We start from the raw sequence: 18,937 nt of genomic DNA, 5'->3' as shown, positions 1-18,937 counted from the left end.
TTGGCGGCATGTGATGAAGGAGAGCACAATGAAGAGGCGCATTCTCACCACTGGTGGGGCTGGATACATCGGCTCACACACCACAGTCGAACTTTTGAAGGCAGGACATTCGGTTGTCATTCTTGATAACTTTGAAAACTCTGATCGTGACCGGGTTGCACGAATTCCCTTGATTGCAGGCACCGCCGATGTGCGCCTGGTGGAAGGCGATATCCGCGATGCGCAGTTAATGGCGGATGTGCTAAAGCGCCACAAGATCGACGCAGTGGTGCACTTTGCTGGCAAAAAAGCTGTGGCTGAATCAGTTGCCAATCCACTGCTCTATTATCATGACAACATTACAGGTGCGGTATCAGTGCTCTCAGCGATGCGAGAGGTCGGGTGCAAAAAGCTAATCTTCTCCTCTTCAGCCACGGTCTATGGCGACACTGAGATGCTTCCCATCTGCGAGACAGCCCCCACGTCTGTCTCTAATCCCTATGGGCGGACGAAGCTCATGATCGAGGAAATCATTGACGACACCGCAGCTTCTCTGGCCGATTTTCAGGCTATTTCGTTGCGCTATTTTAATCCGGTTGGCGCCCATGCGTCCGGGCTCATCGGCGAGTGCCCCCGCGGCGTGCCAAACAATCTCTTTCCCTATATCGCCCAAGCAGCTGCAGGAATAAGAGACCACATACAAATCCATGGCAGTGACTATGAGACCAGCGACGGCACAGGCAGTCGTGATTACATCCATGTCGTTGATCTTGCACGCGGACATGTCGCTGCGGTGGAGCATTTATTTTCAGCCTCGGCGGATTATACACCTCATCGCAAAGTCAACCTGGGCACGGGTCAGGGCCATACGGTGCTGCAAGTGCTTCACGCATTCTCCAAAGCTTGTGGGTTTCCAGTTCCTTATAAGATGGGCCCGCGTCGTCCGGGGGATGTTCCAGCCTCATTGGCAGACCCCTCGCTTAGTCTTGCTTTGTTTGGCTGGGCGCCTAAGCTCGGTCTCGAAGAAATGTGTCGCGATCATTGGAATTTTCAAAAACGTGAGCGTGACAAGTCGAACAATGGTATGCGTATGTCCTCGCTCGCACATCAGATCATATCCGATCACGCAGCAGCAGCGGAAGCATATCTCCCGGCGCATGGCGGCCGAGACATCCTCAATTGAAAAGGTTTCTCGGCATGTTTGTTGCAGCAGCGGCTTCCCTGACCTCTCTGCCTGGCCTCGCCTGCACAGAACCGGCTGATAGCAGAGCCCTGCGCCTCACGTCGGCGCTCAAGTCCGGTTATGGTGTTCAATACTGGGGGGCTTCGTTCCAAGCGGAAACACTGGCACAGGCGCCACATGGTCTCTTGATCATCGAAGCGACAAAAATAGGCGCAGCTGATACGTCGGATGGGCGTGAAGTCACCTTCACCCCAGAAGAAATGGAGCGGATACGCCGCCAGGGCAAGCGGCCCGTATTGGCCTATCTGAACCTCACGGAGGTAGAGCCTTGGCGCGATTACTGGCCTGAAGACGGGAAAACGCCCCCGTGGCTTGGGCCAGAGACATCGAGCGGTGACAAGCTCGCTGCGTTCTGGCGGAGCGAATGGCGAATAATACTTCGGCAGCGTGTCATCCGCTTGATGAACACTGGCGTCGACGGTCTTTTTCTTGATGACGCCCTGAATTACTTCGTGGCGGGCTCTTTGACAGACAAAGCGCCAGACATGCCGTCAGATGTGCCCGCAGCAGCTGAGGTCATGCTATCTCTCGTTCAAGATATAGCAGCCCAAGCGCGTACAGTGCGCTGTAACGCTCTGATTATTGTTAACAATGGCGTGTTTGTAGGCCGAGATGCCGGGTCGGAAAACCGAGCTGCATTCAACAGCTATCGTGCTGCAATCGACGGCATTATGATCGAAGATGGGTTTGGCGGCGCAGATACCCCAGTTCTGCATACAGCTTTGCAAGAAGACTACCTTGCCAAAGGCATCCCAGTTCTCTCACTGGACTTTGCCTCTAAGGCACAAACCGAAGACATGGTGAATAGAGCGCAGGTCAAAGGGTATGCGCCCTATATTGTTCTGGATGGCAGCTTCTCTTCGCTTGAACCGCCTGTCCCGAGTGCGCCTTAGCCTCGAGCTCACTGGTTATTGAGAAGCGTCCCGCGGCGCCGAAGAAGACCTGCTTTGCAACAGGCCCTTAAGGGTCAAGCGCATCGCCTGCCAGTTCCTGCAAACGGTCAAGATACTCCGTACCCTGCAGCCTTCGCGCGAGGGAAAGCCATAGCGTCTGGTCATGGGGCGTTTGCACGCCCCGCTGCAGAGCAACAAACGCCTCATCTGGTCGCTGCCGTGTCAGCGCCCATGCTGCGTCCACCAGAGGGGCATTTTCAAGATACTCAGGCGTCAACCAAAGCTGATAAGGCAAGAGCGCGCCCTCGCCATCATATCGTATGAGAGGCAAAAACACGTTCTTTGGGGGTTGTTCCTGTACCGGCATTTGCTGCAACAGATGTTTGAGAGGGCCAATGTCACCACTTCTATCGGCGTAAAGTATAACGGCCTCCCAGCCCTCGGTTGTCACCGAGCCGAAGGTCACCCAAGGCTGGATCATCAAGCGCGCAGCGTCGTAAAGCCTCACTTCCGTAAATGCTTTTGTCAAAAGAGCTCTGGCATCCGGCACTTGAGAGACCACGGCTGCAGCGAATGTCTTTGCAAGACGTGGCCGCGCCGTCATCACCTTGGCAATAGACATCATCATGGCTGGCCCATCTGGCTCTGAGAGTACAGTGGCCGTCGCTTGAATTAACAGATCGGGCTGCTCTGCGCTCAGGGCAATCGCAGCAAAGCGTTCTGCTAAAGCCGACCTGTTCTGTCCTGGCAATAGCAAAGCGGAATGCGCCACGTCCAATGCCTGTAAAATCGCACCATCCGCCGCCATGAGATCAACCAACCGGATGCGCTCTGAAGCCGTCAGCTTCGTCAATGGGACAGTGGAAAGGACTGTGCGTTCTGCAGCGCTATCGCCAAGTCGGCGGTAGGTATCCGCTAACTTCTGGCGCTGGTTGTCGTTTGGCGAAAGGCTTTGAGCAGCGGCAAGGTAATCTGCTCCCTGTCGCAGATTGCCGGCGCGAAACGCAAGATCGGCACGGGCAGCCGCAATACTGGCTGTCGGTCCGGTGCGCACTGTGAGGTCTGCCAACAATCTATCGGCCAATGCGCCGTTGCCTGTGGCGGCCGTCAACTCTGCTTGCCGAAAAGCAAGAGGCGGTGAAAGAGGGTCTTTTGCTGCATTGAGCAAGCTCAGCGCCTGGGTTTCAGACAATGAGGTCAGTTGTGCCTCTTGATCCAGCTCTCCCTTGGGCACCAGAAAAAAAGCAGCACCGACCCCAAAGACCACAAGCATAACAAGGGGCAACACGAAGTCACGGTCCCGCATCAAGGACACCCTACCATCAAGGTTAGCCCCCTTGATGTTGCAAGATGGTCCGGCACCATAAATTGCCATAAATTCGGCCCCGATGAAAAGACGGGCAAACGGTCCTGCGCAAGGCGGATTTCGGGTTTGAGCGGCGCCCGGGCGGTGATCTGACCTGTGCCTTCGACCAGAGCCGTCGTTCGGCATCCGTCACGGTGCACGCGTTCCAGCTTTGGACCCGCCTCGACCAGTTCAATTGCTTGCAAAGCAGCATCTGGGATGCTGTGCTTCGGACCTAAAGCAATCACAGGCGTCTCAATGGCCGGATCCAACGCGATGAACAGGGCAGAGCCCAACCGCCAAGACCCCAACACCCCCCTGCTGCGGCCCATATCTAGGGCTAAACTTCCCGGGCGATCAAACCGCACTGTGTGCAAGGCACCGCGATTGGCGATCCGCCATACATGAGACCCGAGAGGCTCGATCTGGGTAGAAACGGCACCCTTCAGCAGTTCAGCGTATTGAACCACACTCATTGCGGCCCGGTCTTGTGACGCATGAAGCGCCCGCACCTGTATCACAGCTGCCCGTCCGGTCTCTGTAAGCAAATCTTGTGCCCGCACCACGAGCGTATCTGGCGCAAAAGGCCACGGCCTCTCACTCCGTGCGACCGCTGTGGCACGCGCATAGAAGCCCGTTGGGTCGCCAAACCCTGAAGGTCCGATAAGCGGGGCCACTGCAACTTGATCAGGCAGGGGGGATGCGCCCCACCCTCCCTGACTTGCGGACAAGAGCCGAAGAACAACAGGTGACCCAAAAGACAGAAAACCGTCAGCCTTTGTAAGAGGAAGACTGTGGACATGGCGTGCCTTTTTCAGAGCCCTTGCTGCAGCGGCAGCACCGGGCTCATCGGAGAGCTCCTGAAAAGAAGGCTCAGGCCAACCAAAGGTGACGGGGGCGCCTTCTGCTTCGAAGATCTGGCGGGCAAAAGCATAAACCGGGATGCCGAGAGACGCCCCTCCCGAAGGCGGGGCACGCAGTTGCCATCCTTCTGCCAGCAGCATTGAAAGCGCGATGCGACGTCCCTGAAACATTGCAAGATCCGGCACCGGAGTGGGACCTGTGCCAGTATAAGACAAAAAAACACGCGCCAGATCGACTGCGGCGGCAGCCCCTTCTGCGCGATCGGCCAAAAGCTGGTCCGAAAGCCACGTTTGAATGCCGCGCTGAAACCCAAGTACCCGGGGCGCGCCATCGTTTGCGCTCATCCGCACAATCGGCACGCCCCCTGAGGGAACCACGGGCGCCACGACCAACCCCGGTGGCACCTCGAGCAATCCGTCAAGCGGCTTCCAGCCTCGGGCAGTTTCGATCTTATCGCGCGCGCCATCATGCAAGATGGCCGCCCGGGCCCGGTCTACACCAAATTGATGCCAAAGGGGGGCGCCCCCCAATTCACCGATCGCCACATGAGGCAGCGCTCTACCACAGTCCCTTTCTTTTGCAGCAAGCCAATCCGCGACCCTCTGGGGGGCGGGCACATCAGAAGAAAACCAGCTTATGACACCGGCGATAGGGGCTGTATCAAACGTAGCAGGAAGGGGTGATGCGACATCCACATAAAGAGGAAACAACCCTTTTAGAGCCAAAGGCCCTGCCAGATGGCGCGCGATGCGACTTGTTTTGAAAGAGGTCTCTTCGCGCTGGTCGACCAGCGCAATCACGCGGTTCGGCAAAAACCGTTCCCCCGCGCAGGCGGCTTCGGATGCGCGTGGAGACCACCAGAGTGCGAAAAAGAGTGACACCCCAAGCCAAAAGTACGCCATCGATGCACCTTTCGAATTATAACTTCTGCATGAAATGGGCGAGACCCACCTTATGGAGGATTGTGGAAAGAATAAGGCAGCAGTAAAATGTAAAAAAACTTTTTGTTTAAGACGTTAGGGCTTCCCTTCGTGTCGAAAGGACCAGCATGCTAACCGCGACGCTTTCCAAAGCTGGCCTGGGCCTTGTTGCATTGGTTGCAGTGGGTGGCATCGAAAACTTGCCAGCGCTCGCCACTCGAATTCCCGACACAACTCCTTTACTTCACTTGGCGGCAACAGACCACACAACACCGGTCCTTGCCAGCCGCACCAAGCCTGATTTTACAGTTGCAGCGGCGCGCTCTTCAGAAAAACTGCCAAGCGTGAGTGAAACTCTTTTCACTAAAAAGTCCTGCGATCACAGCACCTCAGAAACCGACCTCGTCGTCTCCGGGGACCGCCTCACATTGCGGGTCTTTGCTCAGGCAGCAAACAGTACGGAACGCTTTGAGCGACGTGATCTTTCTGGCACCTTCACCGTCGATGCGGCAGGAGAAATTGCGGTGCCCGGCATCGGCCGCCTGCCCATTGCCGGGCAAGGACCCGCCTGTCTGGAAGGGCCTGTGCGCACAGCGTTGGCAGCTGAAATGGACATCTCGGCAACGGTCACAGCCTCATTCGAGACGCGTCCGCCCGTCCTCATACAAGGCACTGTAATCTCGCCGGGAAGCTATGAGTTCACCCCAAACCTCTCCGTGCGCGCGCTTCTGGCCAAAGCCGGCGCAGATGGGGGCACGGCAGATACAGCCCTATATCGCACGCTGGAGGCCCGCAGACGTGAATTGCGAACCTTGCGGGCGGGGCTCATGTTACGCCATGCCCGTCTGACGGCACAGCGTGCCGGCGCGCAAGATTTGAGCCTTCCGTCGGATCGGGTCAAGTCACTGCACACTCAGCTGGGGCGCGACAGAGTCCATGGAGAGACCGCCGTTCTCCAAGCCGCTCTGGCTGAAACAGCTTTGCGCAAAGCGCGGGATGTCGCCATACGCGCCGATCTAGAGAACACATTGGAAATCGCCAAAACACGGCGCAATTCAGTACGCGCACGCTACGCGCTGCTAAGCCGTCAGCGCGATCAATTGGAGGCCGACATCGGTGAAGATTGCCGCGGACGGTGCGGCACCAGTCGCAGATATGACGAATTGCGGTTTGATACCCTCAACGGACGACTTGGCGACCTTGATCTTACCGTGGAAGATGCAGAAAGCCGCGTCAGTGAAGCCCGTCATGCTCTTGATCGCCATGACCGTGATGTGGCCTTTTCTTACGCGCAAGCGGATAGCAAACTCGCCCTTTCTGTCGCTGAAACCCTGGCCGAGCGCAACGCGCTGGACGCTGAAATTGTCTCCGTCGACGCCCAAATCATGGACCTTGGTGGTACAGCCGATAGCACTATTCGCGTAGAACGGCGCCGCGGATCGCAAATCCAGACGCTTGAAGTCCACAAAGATTTCCGTCTACTGCCCGGAGACCTTGTCATCGTCGAGCCGCCCGACGATACAATTCTTGTCTCTGCTGAGGGCCATCAAGAATGAGCGCTACGCGACTGCAAAGCGACACCGTTCACCGAACTCCCCGCCCCCGCGAAACCTTCCAACGGGGGTTGCTGGGGTCGGTTGTTTTGCTGCTGATCATCGCGGGTGCGGAACTGCTTTTTCTTGAGCCTGGTTATTTTAACAGCCTAGCCTTGCACCCCTTCTGGATTGTGATCGTCATTGCCGCAATGCAAAATGGCGTCGCCGTGGGGGCCATCACCAGTGTCGTTGCCACCCTCTTGGTCGGCCTGCCCGAACGCCTCATCGACGAAAGCGCTACCGTTTACGCAGCCCGCGCAGCGGTGCTTCCTTTACAGTGGTTTGTCGTCGCCCTGATTGTCGGCTTTTACCGACAAAAAGAGATCGAAGAGACGGATGGGTTACGGGCCGAGGTAATGCGCCTTGAAAAGATATCCGGCAGCCTTGCTGAAGAGGTGGAACGCATGGACAGCATGGTGGCGGCTCTGGAAAGCAAAGCCGCGTCGGGTGTGGCCCCAGAACCCGCCACAGCTCCCAAAGAGGATCTTTTCCACCGTGCTTTGCCCGAACTTGCAGCGTTGGCAGGATCGTATGGTGCAGATTTACCGCATAGTTTTGAAGACGCTGCCGACGCTCTGTTCGATGGCCCGGTGGCCTTGGTCGTCTCGGCCCAAGGGCGCGGCGAGTTTGTGATCGGAACGACACCCGAAAATGAGGGTGACGCCACCACTTTGGCCCAGTTAATCACTAAAAATCTCGAGGGCAAAAAGGGCCGCTCACATACGATATTGCTCAAAGACCTGGGGGGTTCTCAGGAAGGCGCGTTGCGGGTCGCCCGCCAGAAGCCCAAAACAGACAACGATATGACGGCCCTCGTGATCTTTTACGCTCCTGACCGCGAAAGCGCAGACGCTGCGACAGCCCGCATAGAGATCATAGCGGAACTGTCTCGCATCGCCATCGAGCGCCTGAGCCGCGAATTGGAAGCGCCGGAAAGCCAGCAGGCTGATACTTGGGATCGTGAGTAACCTCATTCCTTTGCAACGGGCCTGCGCAATCTGCATGACGCTCATTGGCCTGATCACAGCTCTCATTGCGCTCAAGTTTGGCCTTTGGATCGCAGTGGCTCTATATGCCAGCCTCGCCACAGCTCTTGTCAGCATATTGATGATCCGCGACCGGTCAGCCGCCCTGTTTTTTGCGACCTCCGCGGTGACCTTCGGCCCGCTTTGTGGTCCAGTCTTACTCTTGGCGACGAGCCCATTGCGTTGGACCGCGCAGCCCACGAAAGACCCGATCCTGTGCAAACCGACACGCGCGGAACGTATTGCTCAAGATATTGCCCAAGGGCGCCGACCGCTGATGCGCGACCAAGCCGTACTACCTCTTGTGACGGTATTCTCATCTGGAAGCTTACGCGACCAGCAAGCCGCTTTGGCGGCCATTGCACGCTACTTCACGCCAGAGTTGCGCCCCGCTTTAGACCGCGCTCAAGTCTCTGATATCCCCGCCATACGCGCTCAATCTGCTGCCGTCTTAACACAGCTGCGTGACATTTACGCCGATCGTGCGCGCAGGGTGATGGCGAAAGAAACCGGTTTGAGTGCTTCTGCCCTGGCCGCCGAAATCCAAATGATTTCGAAGTCGGGATTTGTGGACCCACAAACATTGGTGGACCTTGAGCAGATCGCACATAGCGCTCACACATGCCCGAATAGGGGTCAAAAATGACCGCTCAAGGTGAGGTGGATGTCTGCATCGTCGTCGAAGGATGCTACCCTTTTATCACAGGCGGCGTTTCTTCTTGGCTTGACTGGCTCATTCGCGCGCAGCCCGACCTTACATTTGCGATTGTTGCGATCACTGCAGATCATCATCCCCGCGAAATCAAATATGAACTCCCCCCAAATATCTCTGATTTTCGTGTTCTACCATTGGCCCCTGAGGCACGCCGCCCACGTATTGGCCGTCCTTTACTTGACGGTCAAAGCTATGGTGACGCTCTCCAACGCTTTTGGGATGCCGCCGATGTGGATGCTTTTGAAACACTTTGCCAAATCGCGACCACCCCCATAGGGCGCACCCTTCCCGCTTTGCCTTGGCACGAGGTGCAGCCCGACCACGCTGATTTTATCTCCTCACAACCCGCATGGGAGGCGCTCAATATCTGCGCGCGCGCCCTCGCTCCGGAAGCCTCCTATAGCGATACATTCTGGGCTTGGCGCACCCTCGTAGGAGGCTTGATGTCCATTTTATCCGCCCCCCTCCCCCGGGCAAAAATCTATCATGCGATATCGACAGGTTATGCTGGACTTTATGCCGTTCGCGCCGCCCGCGAGATGAACGCACGTTCGGCCATAACCGAACACGGCATCTATACCAATGAAAGACGGATTGATCTGTTGATGGCCGATTGGTTGGAGGATCGCATTCACAAAGGATTTGCCGTTCATGACAGGCGCCGTGACGTGCGCGATCTATGGACCCAAATGTTTGATAGCTTTGCCCAAGTCGCCTACGCGCAGGCAGATCGCATCACCACGCTCTACGGAGCGAACCAGACCTTCCAGCGCGCTTTAGGCGCGCGAGATGAGCAAATGTCGATCATTCCCAACGGCATTATGTTGGAAAAATTTGAAGGGCTCTGCCCTGTGCAAAATAAAGCCCGCCCTACCGTCGGTCTTATCGGGCGGCTGGTGCCCATCAAGGACATCGAAAACTGCATCCGCGCCGCCGCGGTCATCCGCCAATCTGTACCAGATGTGGAAGTCCTTATCATCGGTCCGACCGACGAAGACCCAAACTATTTTGAGGCCTGCAAGCGCCGCGTGGCCGAACTGCAGTTGGAAGATACCGTGCGCTTCACGGGCCGAATGAACATTTTTGACATCCTACCCTCTCTTGATGTCATGCTTTTAACCTCAATCAGTGAAGCCCAGCCCCTTGTCCTGCTCGAAGCCGGTGCCGCGCGCATCCCTTGTGTGGCCACCGATGTTGGATCGTGCAGAGAAATCTTGGAGGGCACGGCAGATGAGACCCCTGCCCTCGGGAGGGGCGGCTTTGTGGTGCCCCCCATGGACCCGGACGCTCTTGGTGCAGCCGTCATTCGCTTGCTGTCCAATGACACTCTGCGCAAATCCTGTGGGGAAGTGTTGCGCAAACGCGTAGAAACCAGCTTTACCTCTGAAATTTCATCCGGGGCATATGCGGCCCTTTATCGCGAGCTGTCTCCATGAGACGTCGCTGGATAAACAGGTTTCATGGGGTCATGGCCAAAACGGACTGGTGGCTCGATGGGCCGCTTCTGAGCCCAATACGCAAAGTATTAGAAGCCCTGATCGTCGCCGCAGGACCGTGGGTTCTCGCTGTTGTGACGCTGGCCTTAATAGGACGGACCGCTGAGCGGTGGCTTGCCCCAGAGGCTTTGGAAGATATCCGCCTTACGGTGGTATATGCCTTTATGATCGCCCCTATGGTGGCGGCCCCTCTTGGAGTGACCGCGGCGCGTTTGATCACCAATACCGCAGAGCCGCCTCATCACGGTTCCGCCCTAGCAGCACTTATGCTCGTCACCTGCGGGCTTGCAGGTATCACCGCCCAAGCCTTGGCGGCATTGGTTGTATTTGCCTTGCGGCTGAGCGATCCGGAGCTCGCGCTGGCCTTTGTCGTCTTAACTTCTTCCTCCGCTATGATGTGGACAGCATTTATCATCATGAATGCCTGTCGGCTTCGCCCGCATCTGGTTTTGTCATTTGCGGCCGGCATGGGGCTGGCCCTGACATTATGTCAATTCAGCATCCAGTTCTCCATCAGCGGCGCCCTTCTCGTGTGGTGCTTCACCGCCGGGATCGCTCTCTCTTTTGCGCTTTGCTTGGCTCCGTTCTACGCTATTGATCTGCCCCCCGCGTTACTGCGCCAGACAGTCGTGGACCTGAGGAAAACCGCCGGGACGACCTGGCCCCTCGCCGCCGGCGCATTTTTAGCAATCGCAGGGATTTGGGCCGATAAATGGATTGCTTGGGCCGGCCCCAGTGGCTTGGTTTCAACAGCCGGGTTTGCACATTCTCCGACGTATGACAGCGCTTTGTTTCTGGCGCATCTTTCAGCCGTTCCCGGGCTCGCTGCTCTGACTGTCCATTTTGAAAGCCCTGCCCGTCATGCAATGGCACAATTTCAAAGTACATTGACCCAGGGCGCGTCGCTAAAGGCTGCAGAACAGGCTGGTGAAGCGCTGTCTGCAAAACTCTGGCGGGGTATTCATCGCACCTTACTGACGCAACTCGCCCTCTCTGGTCTGCTTCTTTTATTAGCCCCCGCAGCCGCTTCTCTCGCGGGCCTACTGCTCGACCAATTTTTGATCTTGCGAACTGCCCTTATCGGCTCGCTGCTCCACATTCTATTTTTATCGACCTCAGCGGTGCTCATTTTGTGCAATCGCAAACAGGCCTTCCTGACCTTACAGCTGTTGTTTCTGACGACGAACGTGGCAGGCACAGCGATTCTATCCGCCGTTTATGGCACGACCGCGCTTGGCTTCACGATCGCTTCCGCCCTCGCCAGCATCGTGGCCACCATATACGCACACGCTACACTGCGCGATGTTTTACGGCATTGTTATCTTACCGGAAACGAAGCGCTCTTCTATAAGTAAGAAATAAAATACATAAATAACAATGTATTAGTTACAGGTTCTTAAAGTGCACAGATCGCAATGCGGTCAGCCTTGCCCACCCAACCCCGCGTTCATGTTGATTTTTAAGCCTTATTATGGGCATAATGACGCTACAGTCTTAGCCAATTTTCATCGTTATCCGATACTTTTAATAAGCCCCGTAGATCCGATTACAGTGGACAATGGCACTCGGCTACATTTCAGAACGTCCGCCGCGTCCAAAGGTATTTATACATGTCTGCTCAGGAGCCTCTCATTGTACTGCTCGATACACTGCCATTCAGACGGGCGGCATATGCCAATCAGCTGAACACTTGGGCTGAACCGAATGGCTTTATTGTTCGAGAAGCCAGTGATCTGGAACTCAATGCCTGCACACCCGCCCTCACGCTCATCGTTTTAGGATCGCAGCGCATTGGCAGCGTCGAGGGGCGCGCACGTATTGAGGCGGCAATGCGCCTGTCAAACAAGCCGGTTGCCGTCATCGTCGACACTCAATCCGCTGAATGTATTAATGTCGCGCTGGACTTGGACCTGCATGGTGTCCTGAATGCCTCAGAGACACCCGAAGTTCTTTCCGCAGCGCTTGGGTTTATCATCGCAGGGGGGCGCTATGTCCCACATGTGCGGGCCTCTGAAGCGGCCCCCTCTGAAATGTCCTATTTGCCGCAACCTGCGGAGGCGCCTTTGGGGCCGATCCAATTACTTGGAGCAGAAAACCCCGACAATCCTGACCTCACCCGCCGTCAGTACGAGGTGCTCTACGCCCTTGCAAATGGCAACTCCAACAAAGAAATCGCCCGTGATCTGGAGCTATCCGAAGCCACGGTAAAAAGCCACGTGCGACAAGTCATGCGCAAACTGCATGTCGACAACCGTACACAAGCCGCCTTGCTCGCTCGGGATCTCTTAAGCCCGCCAAACGCACAAAACCTCCATGCGCAAACGCCGCTGACATAACCCCAGCAAGAGCCGCAGATCGCTTAGGCGCGCACCCCCAAAGAGTGACCAAGTAACCGCCAGCTGATCCACATCCCTGAGGGCTAAATCCTACCTTAATGAAGACACATTCTATCGCTAAATCTTTAACGCGAATGTGAACGAAATCAGATACCAAGGTAGCCCTATGTTGATCTCCGTTGTTGTGCCGTGCATGAACGAAGAAGCGTCAATTCCTGGCTTGATAGACCGCCTTGCGCAGGTGATCGCCACTTATGGAACACGTGCAGAAATTGTGCTGGTCGATGACGGTTCTACAGATGGAACATGGGCCGCGATCGAGCGCGCCCGCACGACTTGCCCTTGTTTGCGTGGCATCAAACTATCCGCCAATCGCGGCCACCAGATCGCACTGACGGCGGGTCTTGAAGCCGCCCAGGGCGAGCGCATTTTTATGCTCGATGCCGATCTGCAAGACCCCCCTGAATTGCTGGGCGACATGATGAGCTTGATGGACCACGGCTATGACGTGGTCTACGGACGCCGCCGCGAACGACAAGGTGAGACACTTTTCAAACGTGCAACAGCTTGGGCGTTCTACCGCACACTGAACGCAATGTCCGATGTCGATATTCCCCATGACACCGGAGACTTCCGTTTGGTCAACCGCAAAACGCTTGATGCGGTTTTGTTGATGCCCGAGCGCGCGCGTTTTGTTCGCGGTATGTTTGCCTGGGCCGGCTTTCGTCAGATCGGCATCGAATACACCCGCGCGCCGCGCGCGCTCGGCGAGACGAAATACCCTCTACGCAAGATGATGCGGTTTGCAGCCGATGCAATGACGGCCTTTTCGACCAAGCCTCTGAAGTTCGCAACCCGCATGTCCTTCGCCAGCCTTGGGTTTGCCGCACTGATGATGGTCTATGTGGTCTATTCGTTGATTATTTATCAAACCGCCCCCGGCTGGGCCTCTGTTGTGTTGGCCATCAGCCTGTTTTCAGGGGTGCAATTGCTCACCTTGGGTATCTTAGGGGAGTATATTGGGCGTCTCTATATCGAGGCCAAAAACCGACCTCTCTACTTTGTGTCTGAAGATACGCGCAGCGCCGCATTACTTTCCTTGCGTGAAGTGGTGTGAGGGCGTGTTTCACTCCAACCGGATTTTCTCATTCGCGCTCATAGGGGCCCTAGTCGCCGTTCTTTACATTGGGCTCTACCTCACCTTCCTGCGCTTCGGTTTGGGTTCAGGGACCGCCAATGGCCTCGCATTCAGTCTTGCCGTAATCATGCAATACGTCGCGCAAGCGCGATTTACATTTCGTCGGCAGTTAAGTGATGCCCGCCAAATGATACAGTTTGGACTGATGGTTGCAGGTGGTGCAGTCACCTCTGCGCTTATCACAGGGATTGTAGCGCCCTACTTCATGCTGCCCTCTTGGACCGCAGCTCTCATAGTGACACTGATCTTACCCCTTCAAAACTTCGTTTGTATGAGCCTATGGGTCTTCCCCAAATCTCCAGAGCAGGAGGCATAACGCATATGGCACATGTCTATTCCGATACTTTCTACGACTACATCAACCAAGGGGCGCGCCATTCTGCACAACACGTATCAGCGCTTTTAGCCCCCTTGCTACAACCGACATCTGTGATTGACCTCGGCTCAGGACGTGGCGTGTGGCTCGATGAATGGCGCAAGACAGGCGCACAAGTTATCTTGGCGGTCGACGGCGACTATGTAGATCGCGATCACTTGGTCATTCCACGCGAGAACTTTATGGCAGCCGATCTGACAAAGCCGGTCCACGTCGACCGCCGCTTTGATCTGGCACAAAGCCTCGAGGTCGGGGAGCACTTGCCTCACGCTGCTGCCGAAACTTTAGTCAACAGCCTCACCCGTGCTTCTGATCGGGTATTGTTCTCAGCGGCGGTTACGGGCCAGGGAGGCGAGTTTCATGTCAATGAGCAACCCTTGTCCTTCTGGCAGTCGCTGTTCGCCGCCAGCGGCTATACCGCCTACGATTGCGTCCGACCCCACCTCTCAGGCAATCGTAATGTCGAGCCATGGTATCGCTACAACACCGTGCTTTATGTGAATGAGGCAGGCCTTAAGGGCTTGTCGCAATCGATTACCCAACATCGGGTGCCCGAAGGCGTATCGGTCAAAAATGGAGGGGATATCCTATGGAAACTTCGTCGCCTTGTCGTGTCACGTCTGCCACAAAACACCGTGACGCGGATCGCTCAAACCCGTGCTCGGGTCCTCGCCGCGCGCGTTGACGATAAAACTGGTGCCATATGACACTCGCACCAGATTGCACCGCATACGCCGCTCATCCCCCAAATGCCCTGTCTAAAAGTGCCGTCAGGCACCCCCTCCTAAGAGCGTTCTGGGTGACCCTATTGGCCGTCTGCGCCGTGTCGCTCCCCAACCTCACAGACCCCTTTATTCGTCACGATGATTATCCTGCGCTTTTCGGCGAAGCGGAGTTGTTCTGGCGCAAAACACTGCATGAGGGACGTTGGCTTAATTACATCTGGCATCTACGCGGCATAGAGACCCCCGCATGGCTGAACTTTGCAGTCTACCAGATTCTTTGGGCCCTTCTGACCGCCGCTCTCGCTGTCGCTGCCATGGGACGCGAAGGACATCCATGGTTCATAGCGGCCTTGTCGCTGTTCATCTTGGGATCAGCTCCTGCCACTCTTATTTCGCTTTGGTTTAACACGCTGCTGCCCGGCCTCGCAGTCGTCACGCTATATGCAGTGTTAGGATGCTGGCTATCGCAACGCAGCCTGCGCGCATTGCTCCCCATCTTCGTCATCATCAGCTTTTGGGCCTACCCCACCTATTCGTTGATCCTGCTGGCTGTATGCCTCATGCACACGCGCGATCGCTCCTTGGGCGATCTGATGGGGCTGGTGGCACTCTTTATATGCAGCTTTGCTGCCGCCGTTTTACTGACATACGCGGTAAACTGGCATGTTCACGGTGTATTCGGTGTGCCGCTCGCAGACTGGCGGAATGCAGCACCTGCCGGTGATCTAAAAGGTATGATCACCAACCTGGCCTTAGTGAAGGATACATTTGAGCTCCTGTTGACGGTCGGCTCCTATAATTTTCTACCCGCCGCCTATTTCCATATAGGTTTATTGCTCATTGCAACGTGCGTCTTGATCAAACGAGCCCCAGGCGAAGCGCTCTATTTGCATGCTGGACTATGGGTCGGCATGGCCTTGATGGTGGTGCAAGCTCTCAAGCTAGGTGTCGTCGTACCAGCACGTGCATTTAGCTTCGCGTGGCTCTATTACGCTGTGATCGTCGTGCGCGCGACAGCCCTGCTCAGTGAAAGCCCTAATCTGGCCGGACGTCTGATGCGCAATCTGACGCTGCTGGTGGCGCTTTCCTATCTGTTGCAGACGTTTCTTCACTACACCGGCCACCGTCCTTGGCAGGCCGAAACGAGTCTGGTGGGCGCTACATTACGGGAGATAGACCCGGTTACCGAACGACCGGTCCTCGTCTACGGCGATGTGCTGACATTAGATAGCGCGAAGGCTGCCCATCTTCAAAGCGACCTCGCGCTTGGTTTTCGGATGCAACAGTTGACCGGCCACCGGGTTGTGCTCTGCCATAGCGCGCCAAAAGCCTGCTTGGACATTTCGGACTCTCGCCAAGCCGAAGGCTTGCCCGCCGCTCTAAAAATGGAAGTCCAGGCCAGCAGAGGAAAAATCCTCCTAAAGGGACCCTCGATGTGAGCAAAAGAGCATAACCACCTTTTCGATGTCCTCGGCATAAGGCACCCCCCACACGAGGCGTGCAGGAACCCTTCTATGGTTGCCGATCGGGGTGGAATAGGCTTCGAAGCGACAGCTCGATCATCTTTGGTCAGCCTCCTTCATCGAGAACAACCAGCGCATCTCGATACGCCTTATGAAGCGCCCAATAAATAACACAAAGTTAACAATATATTACTTTTGAGCGACAAATTTTCGTCTCACCCCACGGGTATACCTATTCACAGAACACATGCAAAAGGAACAGACCATGAAATTTTCTCTGAATATGAAGCGTTTTTCCCGGGACGAAGATGGCGCAGTTACAGTCGACTGGGTTGTGCTCACAGCAGCGATTGTCGGCTTGGCGATTATCGCCTTCGGCGCCATCGAAACTGCCACGTCCAATCTTACGGTTGACATCGCATCTGATATTGCCTTGCAGTAACAAAAGGCTTTAACTGCTTGTTATTCAGGGTTGGTATCTCTCAATACCAGGGCGTTTTCCCCTCCAAGGAGCGCCCGGCACCCTGAACGGCCGCGCCGATTTGATTGGCGTGGCCTTTTCCATGCAAGTTTGACGCATGCAAAGGGGCATCAAAATGTTCTTGGATTTTTAACAGCATGTCCGCACAATCTAATTTTTTTTGCCGCAGTAGCGCTCTCACTCTCACCTCCGCTGAGAGCAAAATCTTGCCCAAATAATATCCCAAAATCACCCCTATAGTTGCGACCTTGGACAAAATTTTGCCCCTAATCACCACTACTTTAGCGTATCAAATCATGTAAAAGGGCCACAGCATGAAACACTTTGTAAATGTGAAGAAATTTTTCAGCAACGAAGACGGTGCAGTCACAGTGGACTGGGTTGTCTTGACCGCTGCTATCGTAGGTTTGGCGATTGTGGCGTTTAACACAATCGGCGATGCAACATCGGATATGGCGTCGGACATCGCATCTGATATTGCCTTGCAGTAATAGCAGTCGGCTGATTGAACGCCCCACCTTCAGCAGTCACTAATTTGAAAGGCCATGCAATCTTGCCAGCGTGGCCTTTTGTTTTGCGCCCAAAGATCCCGGGGCGAACGGCACAGCCAACAAAAGGTTTGCTCTGCCGGAAAGCTGGGGGCCGATGAACGCCCCCTATGAGACGTACAAGGGCTACGTAAAAGCACCTCGAACTCGTTTTCTTGAGCTCTGAAAATTTGGCACTAAGTTCCTGTTCAGGGGCGAGTGCGCTTTTCTTCTCCCCCCCAAGTTGGGGCGCACATAAGCATGGTACGCCCTAAAAGATGTGGCCGGGACGGGCAGCTCTGCCCGGCTACATCCCAGTCCCACAATCTTCATAACCGCCCCCCTTAAACAGAGCGGACCTGTCGTGAGCCGCCGCCTCACTAGGTCTCTGCGATCACGTCAGTTCAAGGCTTCTACAGCAGCCTGGAAACCTACGGGCTCTTCCGAGTTTGGTCCATTCGGCGGGCCCCTGCAGGCGCCAGCGTCACCTTAAAGAGGGCGGTCCCAGCCCGGAGCGTAGCATCAATATTCGCCTGTATCAGCGTGTAGGTCTCCCCCGGCACCCAGGCGATTAACCCACCCCCCAAAAACCACTCTCACAACAAGTAACGTAATTGCTTCAATTAACCGGTAAATCCTGCTGTTCGAAAGCACGCAGCCTTAGAGAGGTATTGCTATCTTCAAAGCGCGGTTCAGAGCGGCAGATTTTCTGGCATCGTTCTTGATGGATTTCAGCCAGGCCTCGCATCCCTCACCTACATCGCGGCAAAAACGGTCCGCGTGAAGTTGAAACGCCAAGTTCTTGTGCGTGCAATGCTCTGTTGCGACCTGGGTAAAGTGAAACCGAGAGAGAGCATCGATAGCATCCTTTCGCCGACCATTGTCCGCGTCACATCCCTGATAAAGCAGGGCACATTTCAAAGCATAGCATTCAGCCCCTGAGAGAAGCGCATGCTGCCCTGACAAAACATTTGTTCGATACTTCGGCCCAACCCACCTATCAAACCACTGAGCATATCTTTTCTGCGGTTTGGCCTCTGGATTTTCTATAGCACCAGCCATGTCAGGAAGGCTCAGAGCAAGGCACAGCGCCGCAGGCCAGTTTTCTGCTTGTAGGCACTGCTTAAGAGAAGCAACAAAGACCTGCACGTAAATCTCCTACCTTGGATGCTCTAACCCGCATCTGGGGCATTCCAGCGTGGCTTCTGTCCAGCTTTCACCATCCGCCTGATAATATCCATGGCCCATAATCCAGCAAATCGGTCGAAGCAGCCAAGACTTCGCCCCCCGTGTCCGGTCCGGCTCTTTCCAGGTAATCCTTGCCATTCCTGTTTCCCCTAATCTAAGCGCGCGCCGCGATAGGTGCGATATAGGCAGCTTCTCCGTAGCCGCTGTCGAAAGCCGCCGTAGAAAGCAGAGCCAATACTCTAACGATTGCCCGCCAAACGGGTATTTCCTGCGCGACTCTTATCAACTTTGATCCCAGCCTCTCTGCAAACGCCCAGATGACCAAGGCCGTATAGGACATGATGCTCTCTGCCAGGCGAGGACTGCAAGAGAGAACACCCACTTCATATCCTCAAGACAGTTTAGCATTTCAAACAGCGCTCTAGGGTCCAACGGCGTGCCCCTCATGGCATCACGCTTTAGCACGATATCGCTTTTTGCATTGCCGGTTGGGTAAACCGTTATGCCGGCCGTAGACCGCATCAAGCCGTCGCGCCCCAAGACGGCCATCCTGCGCGCTTTTGCTGAG

17 protein-coding genes are annotated in these 18,937 nt (G+C 55.6%); 13 read left to right on the top strand and 4 right to left on the bottom strand.

What is annotated here, in order from left to right:
* Positions 1 to 28: 28 nt before the first annotated feature.
* Entirely contained in the window at positions 29 to 1,162 is a 1,134-nt protein-coding gene (gene galE / locus WNY61_RS18820) for a UDP-glucose 4-epimerase GalE (protein WP_342852975.1), read from the top strand.
* 14 nt (positions 1,163 to 1,176) lie between these two features.
* Positions 1,177 to 2,115: an endo alpha-1,4 polygalactosaminidase gene (locus WNY61_RS18815; RefSeq protein WP_342852974.1), complete on the top strand. Its 939-nt coding sequence runs from the start codon at positions 1,177 to 1,179 to the stop codon at positions 2,113 to 2,115.
* Between the two features lie 67 nt (positions 2,116 to 2,182).
* Here the strand turns inward: WNY61_RS18815 and WNY61_RS18810 are convergent, their stop codons facing one another.
* Together WNY61_RS18810 and WNY61_RS18805 are read right to left on the bottom strand one after the other, a co-directional pair.
* Complete coding sequence (locus tag WNY61_RS18810; protein WP_342852973.1) at positions 2,183 to 3,421, bottom strand: hypothetical protein; 1,239 nt, start codon at positions 3,419 to 3,421, stop codon at positions 2,183 to 2,185.
* Positions 3,421 to 3,936, bottom strand: coding sequence for a hypothetical protein (locus tag WNY61_RS18805; protein ID WP_342852972.1), 516 nt, complete (start codon positions 3,934 to 3,936; stop codon positions 3,421 to 3,423). Before WNY61_RS18805 ends, WNY61_RS18810 begins: the two co-directional genes overlap by 1 nt.
* A gap of 1,652 nt (positions 3,937 to 5,588) precedes the next feature.
* On the opposite strand from WNY61_RS18805, the gene WNY61_RS18800 reads away from it, so the two are divergent.
* From WNY61_RS18800 to WNY61_RS18755, 10 genes are all read left to right on the top strand, one after another.
* The gene (locus WNY61_RS18800) at positions 5,589 to 6,800 is read left to right on the top strand and encodes a polysaccharide biosynthesis/export family protein (protein WP_342852971.1); all 1,212 of its coding nucleotides are present in this window, start codon (positions 5,589 to 5,591) and stop codon (positions 6,798 to 6,800) included.
* Positions 6,797 to 7,807 carry a hypothetical protein gene (locus tag WNY61_RS18795; protein WP_342852970.1) on the top strand — a complete coding sequence of 337 codons (1,011 nt, stop codon included), beginning with the start codon at positions 6,797 to 6,799 and terminating at the stop codon, positions 7,805 to 7,807. Before WNY61_RS18800 ends, WNY61_RS18795 begins: the two co-directional genes overlap by 4 nt.
* A gap of 34 nt (positions 7,808 to 7,841) precedes the next feature.
* Positions 7,842 to 8,510, top strand: coding sequence for a hypothetical protein (locus WNY61_RS18790; RefSeq protein ID WP_342852969.1), 669 nt, complete (start codon positions 7,842 to 7,844; stop codon positions 8,508 to 8,510).
* On the top strand, positions 8,507 to 10,015 hold the full coding sequence (gene pelF / locus WNY61_RS18785) for a GT4 family glycosyltransferase PelF (RefSeq protein WP_342852968.1): 1,509 nt from the start codon (positions 8,507 to 8,509) through the stop codon (positions 10,013 to 10,015). The genes WNY61_RS18790 and pelF overlap by 4 nt, the downstream gene beginning before the upstream one ends.
* Positions 10,012 to 11,430, top strand: coding sequence for an exopolysaccharide Pel transporter PelG (gene pelG / locus WNY61_RS18780; RefSeq protein WP_342852967.1), 1,419 nt, complete (start codon positions 10,012 to 10,014; stop codon positions 11,428 to 11,430). The genes pelF and pelG overlap by 4 nt, the downstream gene beginning before the upstream one ends.
* A gap of 255 nt (positions 11,431 to 11,685) precedes the next feature.
* Positions 11,686 to 12,411 carry a response regulator transcription factor gene (locus WNY61_RS18775; protein ID WP_342852966.1) on the top strand — a complete coding sequence of 242 codons (726 nt, stop codon included), beginning with the start codon at positions 11,686 to 11,688 and terminating at the stop codon, positions 12,409 to 12,411.
* 166 nt (positions 12,412 to 12,577) lie between these two features.
* Complete coding sequence (locus tag WNY61_RS18770) at positions 12,578 to 13,528, top strand: glycosyltransferase family 2 protein (protein ID WP_342852965.1); 951 nt, start codon at positions 12,578 to 12,580, stop codon at positions 13,526 to 13,528.
* A gap of 402 nt (positions 13,529 to 13,930) precedes the next feature.
* Positions 13,931 to 14,692, top strand: a complete 762-nt coding sequence (locus tag WNY61_RS18765; protein WP_342852964.1) for a methyltransferase domain-containing protein — start codon at positions 13,931 to 13,933, stop codon at positions 14,690 to 14,692.
* A gap of 92 nt (positions 14,693 to 14,784) precedes the next feature.
* Complete coding sequence (locus WNY61_RS18760) at positions 14,785 to 16,149, top strand: hypothetical protein (protein WP_342852963.1); 1,365 nt, start codon at positions 14,785 to 14,787, stop codon at positions 16,147 to 16,149.
* A gap of 289 nt (positions 16,150 to 16,438) precedes the next feature.
* Positions 16,439 to 16,615, top strand: coding sequence for a hypothetical protein (locus tag WNY61_RS18755; RefSeq protein ID WP_342852962.1), 177 nt, complete (start codon positions 16,439 to 16,441; stop codon positions 16,613 to 16,615).
* Between the two features lie 40 nt (positions 16,616 to 16,655).
* On the opposite strand, the gene WNY61_RS18750 is transcribed toward WNY61_RS18755, so the two are convergent.
* Complete coding sequence (locus tag WNY61_RS18750; protein WP_342852961.1) at positions 16,656 to 16,910, bottom strand: hypothetical protein; 255 nt, start codon at positions 16,908 to 16,910, stop codon at positions 16,656 to 16,658.
* 58 nt (positions 16,911 to 16,968) lie between these two features.
* Between WNY61_RS18750 and WNY61_RS18745 the strand changes: the two genes are divergently transcribed.
* Positions 16,969 to 17,145, top strand: coding sequence for a hypothetical protein (locus WNY61_RS18745; RefSeq protein ID WP_342852960.1), 177 nt, complete (start codon positions 16,969 to 16,971; stop codon positions 17,143 to 17,145).
* 696 nt (positions 17,146 to 17,841) lie between these two features.
* Here WNY61_RS18745 and WNY61_RS18740 read toward each other — a convergent pair.
* The gene (locus tag WNY61_RS18740; protein ID WP_342852959.1) at positions 17,842 to 18,330 is read right to left on the bottom strand and encodes a hypothetical protein; all 489 of its coding nucleotides are present in this window, start codon (positions 18,328 to 18,330) and stop codon (positions 17,842 to 17,844) included.
* Between the last annotated feature and the right edge of the window lie 607 nt (positions 18,331 to 18,937).

It is taken from the genome of Sulfitobacter sp. AS92 (genome assembly GCF_038900015.1).
Lineage (GTDB): Bacteria > Pseudomonadota > Alphaproteobacteria > Rhodobacterales > Rhodobacteraceae > Sulfitobacter.
Note: the sequence above shows the minus strand (reverse complement) of the source record. Positions and strands in the feature narration are given on the sequence as shown.